10 protein-coding genes are annotated in these 9,335 nt (G+C 59.5%); 5 read left to right on the top strand and 5 right to left on the bottom strand.

Annotated elements, in window-relative coordinates:
• Nucleotides 1-187 precede the first annotated feature (187 nt).
• The 3 genes from VMA09_18910 (at nucleotide 188) to VMA09_18900 (ending at nucleotide 3,006) form a co-directional block, all read left to right on the top strand.
• Nucleotides 188-1,255: an IS630 family transposase gene (locus tag VMA09_18910; GenBank protein HUA35689.1), complete on the top strand. Its 1,068-nt coding sequence runs from the start codon at nucleotides 188-190 to the stop codon at nucleotides 1,253-1,255.
• Nucleotides 1,256-1,318: 63 nt separating this feature from the next.
• The gene (locus VMA09_18905; protein ID HUA35688.1) at nucleotides 1,319-2,107 is read left to right on the top strand and encodes an alpha/beta hydrolase; all 789 of its coding nucleotides are present in this window, start codon (nucleotides 1,319-1,321) and stop codon (nucleotides 2,105-2,107) included.
• A gap of 59 nt (nucleotides 2,108-2,166) precedes the next feature.
• Nucleotides 2,167-3,006, top strand: a complete 840-nt coding sequence (locus VMA09_18900; protein HUA35687.1) for an enoyl-CoA hydratase/isomerase family protein — start codon at nucleotides 2,167-2,169, stop codon at nucleotides 3,004-3,006.
• 49 nt (nucleotides 3,007-3,055) lie between these two features.
• On the opposite strand, the gene VMA09_18895 is transcribed toward VMA09_18900, so the two are convergent.
• Nucleotides 3,056-3,547 (bottom strand): hypothetical protein, encoded by a 492-nt coding sequence (locus VMA09_18895; GenBank protein ID HUA35686.1) that lies wholly within the window; start codon nucleotides 3,545-3,547, stop codon nucleotides 3,056-3,058.
• Nucleotides 3,548-3,716: 169 nt separating this feature from the next.
• On the opposite strand from VMA09_18895, the gene VMA09_18890 reads away from it, so the two are divergent.
• Nucleotides 3,717-6,020, top strand: a complete 2,304-nt coding sequence (locus tag VMA09_18890) for a sigma 54-interacting transcriptional regulator (GenBank protein HUA35685.1) — start codon at nucleotides 3,717-3,719, stop codon at nucleotides 6,018-6,020.
• Here VMA09_18890 and VMA09_18885 read toward each other — a convergent pair.
• The 3 genes from VMA09_18885 to VMA09_18875 form a co-directional block, all read right to left on the bottom strand.
• Nucleotides 6,017-6,229, bottom strand: coding sequence for a hypothetical protein (locus tag VMA09_18885; protein HUA35684.1), 213 nt, complete (start codon nucleotides 6,227-6,229; stop codon nucleotides 6,017-6,019). The two genes, VMA09_18890 and VMA09_18885, sit on opposite strands and share 4 nt — an antisense overlap.
• 161 nt (nucleotides 6,230-6,390) lie before the next feature.
• Entirely contained in the window at nucleotides 6,391-7,353 is a 963-nt protein-coding gene (locus tag VMA09_18880) for an alpha/beta hydrolase (GenBank protein ID HUA35683.1), read from the bottom strand.
• 64 nt (nucleotides 7,354-7,417) lie between these two features.
• Nucleotides 7,418-8,137: an MBL fold metallo-hydrolase gene (locus tag VMA09_18875; GenBank protein ID HUA35682.1), complete on the bottom strand. Its 720-nt coding sequence runs from the start codon at nucleotides 8,135-8,137 to the stop codon at nucleotides 7,418-7,420.
• A gap of 93 nt (nucleotides 8,138-8,230) precedes the next feature.
• Here VMA09_18875 and VMA09_18870 point away from each other — a divergent pair, with 93 nt between their 5' ends.
• Complete coding sequence (locus VMA09_18870) at nucleotides 8,231-8,524, top strand: CoA transferase (protein ID HUA35681.1); 294 nt, start codon at nucleotides 8,231-8,233, stop codon at nucleotides 8,522-8,524.
• Nucleotides 8,525-8,594: 70 nt separating this feature from the next.
• Here the strand turns inward: VMA09_18870 and VMA09_18865 are convergent, their stop codons facing one another.
• Entirely contained in the window at nucleotides 8,595-9,017 is a 423-nt protein-coding gene (locus VMA09_18865; protein HUA35680.1) for a cytochrome c, read from the bottom strand.
• Between the last annotated feature and the right edge of the window lie 318 nt (nucleotides 9,018-9,335).

Genomic DNA, 9,335 nt, shown 5'->3' with positions numbered 1-9,335 from the left:
GATCGACACAAGGCGAGTCGGTCGTCGCGCATGGCCGTGATCCTTACTTTCCAGGGTGGCCCGACACGCGACAGCTGAACTACGGTAATCAGCCCACCCGGGACGCGATGGTGGCCGAATTGCTTCACATCGCTGAACTAGTGTCCTGTAACATTGAAATTGGGAGCGACATAATGTATCATGGAGCATGCTTGATGAAGGCTTCAGCTTGACGCCGAGTGAGGACACGGAACTTAGAGACCGAATGCGCTCGCGGACCTTGCCGGCCGAGGATGTACGCCGCGCGCGGCTGATCTTGTTGTTGGCGCAAGGCAAATCCTACCTGGCGATTGGCCGGGTGCTGGGTTGCAACGCCAGTTATATCAGCCGCTGGAAGGGGCGTTTCGAATCTGAGCGGTTGGCGGGCTTGTACTCGCGCCACCCCGGACGCGCAGTGCAGAAACGAACCCCGGCGCTGGAGGCCAGGATTATGGACTGGACGCGCAGACTTCCAGCCGATGGTTCGACGCACTGGAGCAGTCGCAAGTTGGCTCAGCAGTTGGGGATTAGCCACATGATGGTGGCGCGGGTCTGGCAGCGCGCCGGGCTTAAGCCGCATCGGGTCGAACGCTATATGGCCTCCGACGACCCGGACTTCGAGACCAAGGCCGCCGATATTATCGGCCTCTACGTCAAACCCCCGCAGCATGCGGCGGTGTTTTGCGTCGATGAAAAAACCGCCATCCAGGCCCTGGACCGGCTCGACCCAGTGCTGCCGCTGTCGCCGGGGCGGCTCGAGCGCCACGGGTTTGAATATTATCGCCACGGCACGCTTTCGCTCTACGCCGCACTCAACACCAGAAGCGGCGCGGTGCTGGGCAAAACCACGGCGCGTCACACCAGCCAGGAATTTGTCGCTTTCCTCACCGACTTGGTCATCAATCAGCCGCGCGGCAAGGAGATTCATCTGATTGTCGATAACCTTGCGGCGCATAAGACCGCACGGGTTGAGCAATTCCTCGCCACCCACCCCAAAGTCCATCTGCACTTCACTCCGACTTACTCCTCCTGGCTCAACCAGGTGGAAAACTGGTTCGCCAGAATCGAGCGCGAGGTTATTGCCCGCGGCGTCTTCACCTCGGTCCACGACTTGGCGCGCAAGCTCATGCGTTACATCCGTCACTACAATCAAGCTCCCAAGCCCATCAAGTGGACCTATCGCGATCCTTCGCAGCGTATCAAACCCACTACCATTTCATCTGTTACGGGCCACTAGCGCGCTGGCATTGCCGCCGGGTTCTGGGCCAAACTCAGATGGATCGCAATTGGAGCAGACGACATGGCTACGTTAACACGTCCAGACGGGACTCGGATCTACTACCTGCTGAGCGGCAAGGACATGGGCAAGCCGCCGCTAGTGATGATTCATGGCTGGTGCTCGAGCCATGAGCTGTGGGCATCCCAGGTGAAGCACTTCGGCAAGCGGCATCGGATCCTGTTGCTCGATCGCCGCGGCCATGGAAAATCAACCACCTCGGGCACCGGCCATGACGCAGCGACGCACGCAAGCGATATCGCGGCAGTCACGATCGCCGCGGGCCTCAGAGGTGTCGTCGCTATCGGTCACGCCGGTGGCGGCGCCGGTACACTGGAATTTATCCGTGCCAACCCGAGGCTCATTAAGGCCGGTGTATTGGTCGATACGTCACTGACGCCCCTGCCGAAGCTCGGTGACCCGAGCAGTCCGTTTGGAAATGCGCTCGGCCAGATGATCGAGTCGCTCAAAGGGCCAAAGTCAAAATCGGCCTTCAAGGCTATGTACTCCCGTTACTTCAATTCCCGGGGAGATCGCGCGGCGAATGCTCGCGCGGTTGCGCAGGCAGCGCTGACTCCGGATGCGGTTAAGATCGCTGAGCTCGAAGGGCTGGTCGTCGACACCGCCGCTATTGCCGATGGCATCAAGCAGCCAGTGCTGTGGCTGACTGCATCGCAGGCCGACCAGTCATTCATCCGCTCGCATCTGAAAGACGTAGGGTTCGCGCAGGTATATGGCGCGAATCATTTTCCCCAATTCGAGCAGCCGGCACAGACCAACGCGATGCTCGAGACTTTTCTGTCGCGGATATAGTTGAAGCTTGAACTGCGGCGGTGTCTGGGAGTATGGCCTCAAGCAAGAGGAAGGAAATCATGGCTTACACCGGATACAAACTCATCAAGTTCGCTCGCGATGGCAAGATCGTAATCGCTACTGTCGACGCGCCGCCGATCAACATCATTACCCTGGAACTCTGGTCTGAGCTCGACCGCATGTCGCGTGAGGTCGAGGCAGATCAGGAGTGCCTGGTCTTCATCCTGAAGAGCGCGAATCCCGATTTTTTCCTAGCGCACTTCGATGTGAGTGCGATCCTCCAGTTTCCGATCGACCAGCCGCCCAGCCGCGAAGGGTCCGCATCCAATGACTATCACGCGATGTGCAATCGCATGACCACGATGGACAAAATCACGATCGCGCAAATCGAAGGGCGCGTCGGCGGCGGCGGCAGCGAGTTCAGCATGGGATTCGATATGCGCTTCGGCGTGTTGGGGAAGACCAAGATTAATCAGATGGAAGTTCCGCTCGGCATCCTTCCGGGAGGAACGGGTACCCAGAAGCTGCCGCGCTTGATCGGCCGCAACCGCGCGGTTGAGATCATCCTGGGCGGCGTGGACATGCCGGCCGATTTGGCGGAACGCTGGGGCTATCTCAATCGCGCGCTGGCGGCCGATGAGATCGGGCCATACGTCATGAACCTCGCGCGGCGCATCGCGTCCTTCCCCGTCGAAGCGGTCAAGCTCTCCAAGGAGGCGATAAATTCAGCCACCAAGCCGCTCGCCGAAGGATTGCAGGATGAGAGCTACCTCTTTCAGCAACTCATCCGGACCGAGAGCGGCAGGCGTAACATGGAGAGATTTCTCAAGATGGGCGGCCAGACGCGTGAGGGTGAACTGCGCATCGACGAGCTTAATAAGAAGCTGGGAGAGCCATAGGCACGTTGTCCGCCGCCGAGGCCCTGGCTGGGCCAGAATTGACTCGTAGTTAACGCAAGATCGGATACCTGAGATGCTTCACCACCGGCTCGAGCGATTCCTTTGAGCTGGCACCGGCGAGCTCGCGGCGGCTGAACTCGAGCTGAGCCTCCTCGTGCTCGACCATGTGGAGGCAGATCGCGATCTCATCCGCATTGCCGCGTTTGCGCGCGGCGTTGAGATGGCCCTGATAGCGCGGGACGACTGCGCCCGCGAGGAAGTCGCGCATTCCTTGCATCTTCTGCATCCAGGCGAGAGGTTTGAACGATTCCATCTGCGCCGCATCTTTTTCCCGGACCGCCGCGCTTTCCTCGATGTTGAGTCCGCGCGCGACCATCGGCGCTCGCAGCCAGGCCTTGGTTTCTGTCTCGAGTTGAAGCAGCGTGCTGAATTTGAAGCGCTCGTCGTCGGAGCGGGCCGAGCTCAGAAGCGCGGAATAGATCGCCTCTCCGCCGACTTCGCCGTCGTAGAACTCACGCATAACATCGTTGAATGACTCCATCGCGAATATCCCTCCGCTAGCCCGCTAGGTACGCCATTACAAAACGAAAAGCTACCGCGGGTTTCATTCGGCTGAATCGATTTGAGCGCCGACTATTTGGGCCTCAAGCGTACAACAGTAATTTGACATTCGTTGATCGCAGCACAGTAATCGATGCTCGGAGCCCGAATTGAGTCAGGCTAGCGACATAGCGGGTGAGGGCTTTGACCTCGACCTGTGGATCAAAGCGTCAGAGGCGGTGTCTGGCGAGATCGTTCTCGACAAGCTGATCCACATTTTGATGTCGAAGGCGCTCGAGCACGCCAAGGCGAGGCGCGGGGTCCTGCTTCTGCCGCACGGCGACGAGCTTCACGCCGAGGCCGAAGCCACCGCCGCCGGCGATACGGTGACTATCTGTTTCGCGCCCGACGCGCCGATTTCCGAACTGTTGCCGGAGTCCGTCCTCAATGAGGCTATCCGAACTCACGAGATCGTAACGCTGAGCGATGCGTCCTTAGCAGAGCCCTTTGCGTCGGATCACTACGTCAGGCGCACGCACGCGCTATCAGTTTTGTGCGTGCCGCTGATGAAGCAGGCCAGGCGGATTGGCGTGCTGTATCTCGAGGATAACCTGGCGCCGAATGTGTTCAGCGCGCGCAGTATCCGATTGCTCAAGCTGCTGGCGTCGCAAGCGGCGATCTCACTGGAAAACGCGCAGCTCTACAGAGATCTTCAGCGCAGCGAGGCCTTTCTCACCCAGGGTGAGGAAGTGGCGCGCACTGGCACCTGGGCGCTCGATCTCGCGACCGGACACTCGCGATGGTCGAGGCAGATGTTCCGCATCTTCGGAATGGATCCGAGCGATAGTCCGCCGGTCATGCCCGACTTTCTTGACCTGGTTCATCCCGAGGATCGCCAGCACGTGAGGCGAACGCTCGCCGCGGCTGGCGCCCAGGGCGCCCCGTTTGACTACACGTTTAGAATCATACGACCAAACGGTGAGCAATCGTACCTGCGCAGCGTCGGCAGTCCGGTCTCGCAGAGCGGCGAACTCAAGAGCTACTTCGGTACGATCGTCGATGTGACCGAGCATGAGCTGATGACTCGCGAGCTGCGCGGCCGCGAAGAAGAGCTGCGCAACATTCTCGATTACGCTCCTCAGCAAATCGCGATCATCGGTCCCGACGGCAGCCGCCTTAACGCAAATCGCGTCGCACTCGACTACGCGGGCATGACACTGGAAGAATTTCGTTCGCCCGAGTACGAAAAGTTGATCCATCCTGAGGACGCTGAGAGATTGCGATTAGATCCTCCGTTTGGAGGCGCAAAGGAGTTCGAATTCGAAACCCGGATTCGCGGCAAGGACGGACAATACCGATGGTTCCTGGTGCGCTTTTTTCCGCTTCGCGATTCCGATGGAAACATCCTGCGATGGTATTCCGTCGGCACCGAAATCCAGAACCGCAAGCTCGCCGAAGAGCGAGTCAGAAATGAGAATCTCGCTCTGCGCGAGGAAGTTGATAAAGCCTCGCTGTTCGAAGAGGTCATCGGCGCGTCTCCAGCTCTGCACGCAGTAATTGCTCGCGTGGCCAAGGTAGCGCCCACGGACTCGACGGTGCTGATCACCGGCGAGACGGGCACCGGCAAGGAACTAATCGCGCGCGCGATTCACAAGAGTTCCGCGCGCGCGGCGGCAGCTTTCGTCAGCGTCAATTGCGCCGGGATTCCGCAATCCCTCATCGCTTCCGAGCTGTTCGGTCACGAGAAAGGCGCATTCACAGGAGCGCTGCAACGTCGAATCGGCCGCTTCGAGATGGCTCAGGGCGGCACGCTGTTTCTCGACGAAGTGGGTGACCTGCCCGCGGAAACGCAGGTCACGCTGCTGCGCGTGCTGCAGGAGCACGAGTTCGAGCGCGTCGGCGGAGAGCGGCTGATTCGTGCCGACGTTCGTCTCATCACGGCGACGAATCGCGATCTCGCCGTGGCGATCGAGGCGGGTGCCTTTCGTCGCGATCTGTTCTATCGGCTCAACGTTTTTCCGATCGAACTGCCGCCGCTGCGCGAGCGCAGCGATGACATCCCGATGCTGGTCGAATACTTCATCGAGCGCTATGCGACCTCGGCCGGCAAGAAGATCAAGAACATCGATCGCAAGAGCATGGATCTGCTGCGCTCGTATCCATGGCCGGGAAATGTGCGCGAACTTCAGAACGTCATCGAAAGGTCAGTCATTCTTTGCGATACGGAGACCTTTTCGGTGGACGAGAGCTGGCTGCCTTTGGATCCGCCGCAGCCGGCGCCGGACGCGCATCAGCCGCTTGTTCGAGCGATCGAAAAACAGGAACGCGATACGATTGAGAAGGCGCTGGCCGAAACGCGCGGACGGGTTGCCGGCCCGATGGGCGCGGCGGCCAAGCTCGGCATGCGGCCCTCGACGCTCGAATCGAAAATCCGCACGCTCAGGATCAACAAGCATCTGTTCAGGGGTATTTAGGAATCATTCCGGGTTTTGCCGATCCAGTTCCGCAAGTAGGCGGGGCAATTTAGAAGCTCGATTCGCGAGGCGCTCCAGCGTGCGATGGTCGGCACGACCTCGCGATCGACACGCCTGACTTCGCGCAGGTCGAGCTTGATTGGTAGTGTCTCCGCATCGAATGCCGCTTGCAACTCCGCGATGTGTTCCCGGTCGATTCGACCGCTCAAGGAATAAAGAACGTTCGCGGAATTCACTGATCTCAGAATCTTGAGCATCGTCTGGTAGCCAGTTGCATACCAAGCGACAACGCCTGAACAAGGCGAGAGAATCGCGACCGCGAATGAGATTTACCTCACGAACTTTTCACGAATTGACGAAAATCCACGAGCTATCCGTGCAGCGCCCGCTTCAATGCCTCGTCGCGGTCGGCTTTGAATTGCTTGGAGACCTTGGCCGACGGCGCGAAGAGATCGAAACCGTGGAACGCGCCGGGATAAACGTGGAGCTCGGTCGGCACGCCGGCCTGGATGAGACGTTGCGCGTACTCGATATTCTCGTCGATAAAAAGATCGAGCGCGCCCACCGGAATGTAGGCCGGCGGTAGACCAGTCAGATCTGTCGCGCGCGTGGCGGCCGCATAAGGCGATACGCCGGCGCCGCCGCCGTCGCGGCCGAGATAGGCTTTCCAGCCGAGGCGATTGCTCTCGCGATTCCATACTCGCGGATCGGTAATCGCGTGACTCGCGGGCGTGACATTGCGATCATCGATCATCGGGTAGATGAGAAGCTGGAACGAGGGTTTTACCTCGCGGCGATCGCGCGTCATCAACGCCAGTCCCGCGCAGAGGCCGCCACCGCCGCTCGCGCCGCCGATCGCGATCCGCGACGGATCGATACCGAGCTCGCCGGCATTGGCAAATAGCCACTTCAGCGCCGAGTAACAATCCTCAACCGGTGCGGGAAACGGATGCTCCGGCGCTAACCGATAGTCAACCGAGGCCGCGACGCATCCGATTCGCTTCGCGATCTGCTTCATCAAACGGTCGTCCTGCTCGATATCTCCCATCACGTAGCCGCCGCCGTGGATCCAGAGCAGGGCAGGGAGCTTGCCCGGCTGATTGTCCGGCCGACAAACGCGTAGGCGCACATCGGGATCGCCGGGGCGGCCCTTTGCGAAGCGATCCTGGCTGGCTACGCCTTCGACCGCGGGCAGGTCCGCCAGCATCATGGTTACCATCTTCTTCATCTTGCCCCGCGCCGCAGGTATCTCGCTCAGATCGAGAGGGCGGTCAGTCGGCATCTTCTCCAACATCACTTTGAGTTCGGGGTCCAACTGTTCGATGAAGTTCATAGTCGATCTCCGTTTGCGCGATGGTGCGGCGAAGTTATCCCACGATTTCCGAAAATAGAAATGGTTACGCGCTCAGCGCGTCGCGAAGATGGCGATCATAGTAATCGGCGAGTCCTTCGAGCACTGGGCACACTTCGCCGGAAATCGAAGAGCCGTGCATGATGGCGATCGTCTTGGGCTCGAGCGCCGCGAGCTGCCGCACGACCTTGGGCGCCTCCGCCGTGATCGGAGTGGCGTGAAATCTTTCCTCCGCGACAATTGCGGGCGCCAGAATGTCGCCGCTTGCGAGCGGCGGCGTATCGCCAAACTGAAACAGCAAATCGCTGCTGAAAAGTGTGCGCGTGGTCTCCTCGAATATCAGACCGGCGTCCCATGAATGGGGAACGTGCGGAGTGTCAAGGTGGCGCACGCGTTTGCCGCCGAGCTCGAGCAGTTCATTATTCTTGAGCGGACGCGGCGGACGCGGCGCGCTGTCATTGAGCCAGGTGTTGCAACCAATGACGCTGTGCGCCGCGGTCGCATCGGGCGCGGCCGCGAGCCACTGGTCGAGGGCGCCGCACTCGTCGGACTCGATGTGACTGAAGGTTATCCACTTGAGCCGCTTGAGGTCGATAATCCGCGCAACGGCCTCGGACACGGATGGAAACAGCGAACGCTGGCCGGTGTGAAACAGCATCGGCTCGTCGCCATCGATGAGGAACTGGTTGAAGTTGAAACCGACCGGCGAAACGAAAGTGGAGACGCGGTAGATGCGATCGGCGATTTCGTCGACACGGGTTTCCATGACAACCTCCCGGCGATCCTTCACTTGCATACTGCCCGTATGTCGCGCGGGTCAAGCACCGATGCAGAATCGCGCGTTTTTTTTCGGGTGCGGATGTTTCGTTGCGCCCGTTTCGTGGTAAATCGCGACTATGAGCAAGCCAACTCTGGTGACGATCGTCGCACTGGCGCAATCCTGAGCGGCCTCGGGGTCGTCGAATGCGGCGAAGGAATAGCGGCCGCATTCGGCGCCCAGCTGATGGCCGATCTGGGCGCCGATGTAATCAAAGTCGAGCCGCCCGCCGGCGACATCCTTCGCCGTCGCGGTCCGTTCCCACCGGGCGAAAAGCCGGACAGACGGTCAATGCGACGCGACACAAAACGCACGGCATTCGCCAGCGAAGCATAAGTGTCAGAGGCACCACCCCAAGGTGTCGTCGAAGAACAACAGGATTACGCGAGACAAATCGAGACGTAATCTATTTCTCCTGGATCGACTCGATATAGAAAGTTACGGTCACCATCCATTCTTCAGTCGGGAACTTATTACCAAAGATAGGCTCAGGAACGCTGCCCCATACGGGCATGTCCGGCCCTCCGTGGGCACGTGGAATTGAGCGTCCATCGATTGCATGAAATACATGCCAAAATGGGAAGTTGCCGTTATTCTGGCGTGCAATTTGAGTTAGATCGATGGGTTTGGCCCTGAGCTCAGGAACCATCGGGCCGTCGCCCTTGCCATTCTCTCCGTGGCAACTCGCGCACAGGCTGCTATACAGGCTGCGGCCCCGGTCGACGATGCTTCGCGGAATTTCATCTTGGGCTGCTGCCGAACTCGCTGTGATCAGGAGCAGTCCGATTACGCATAGTGTGAGTTCTCGTCGCATGCTTCGATTGTTCATCATTCCTGGCTCCGTATTTGAAGTAACCAGTCGCAGCTACGGGTCGAATCTATCTTTCGAACACCCCTCATTCCCTGGAACTCGCGAACTGTAGTCCATTGCACCGCCGATCAGAGCATGTCCACATTTGGTCAGTTAATTGATTATCAATCGAATTTTCGTGGACCTTCGACAACGGTTGAACCGAAAGTTTGGGCTTCTCGTCAGCCTCACGGCCGCAGCGATGCCGGCTGGGCTTGCTCCAGCAGGCGGATGACCTCGGCGTCGGTCAGCTGATGAAAATCCTCGTAGAACTCCCCGATCCCGAAGAACGCCGCG

This window comes from Candidatus Binataceae bacterium, from assembly GCA_035508495.1.
Classification (GTDB): domain Bacteria; phylum Desulfobacterota; class Binatia; order Binatales; family Binataceae; genus JASHPB01.
The sequence above is the reverse complement of the archived record's forward strand: the minus strand, read 5'-3'. Positions and strand labels throughout refer to the sequence as shown.

Excerpts from the sequence above, each read along its gene's own strand:
- VMA09_18910 (HUA35689.1), top strand. The coding sequence starts at position 188 with ATGCTTGATGAAGGCTTCAGCTTGACGCCGAGTGAGGACACGGAACTT.
- VMA09_18905 (HUA35688.1), top strand. The coding sequence starts at position 1,319 with ATGGCTACGTTAACACGTCCAGACGGGACTCGGATCTACTACCTGCTG.
- VMA09_18900 (HUA35687.1), top strand. The coding sequence starts at position 2,167 with ATGGCTTACACCGGATACAAACTCATCAAGTTCGCTCGCGATGGCAAG.
- VMA09_18895 (HUA35686.1), bottom strand. The coding sequence starts at position 3,547 with ATGGAGTCATTCAACGATGTTATGCGTGAGTTCTACGACGGCGAAGTC.
- VMA09_18880 (HUA35683.1), bottom strand. The coding sequence starts at position 7,353 with ATGAACTTCATCGAACAGTTGGACCCCGAACTCAAAGTGATGTTGGAG.
- VMA09_18875 (HUA35682.1), bottom strand. The coding sequence starts at position 8,137 with ATGGAAACCCGTGTCGACGAAATCGCCGATCGCATCTACCGCGTCTCC.
- VMA09_18870 (HUA35681.1), top strand. The coding sequence starts at position 8,231 with ATGTTTCGTTGCGCCCGTTTCGTGGTAAATCGCGACTATGAGCAAGCC.
- VMA09_18865 (HUA35680.1), bottom strand. The coding sequence starts at position 9,017 with ATGAACAATCGAAGCATGCGACGAGAACTCACACTATGCGTAATCGGA.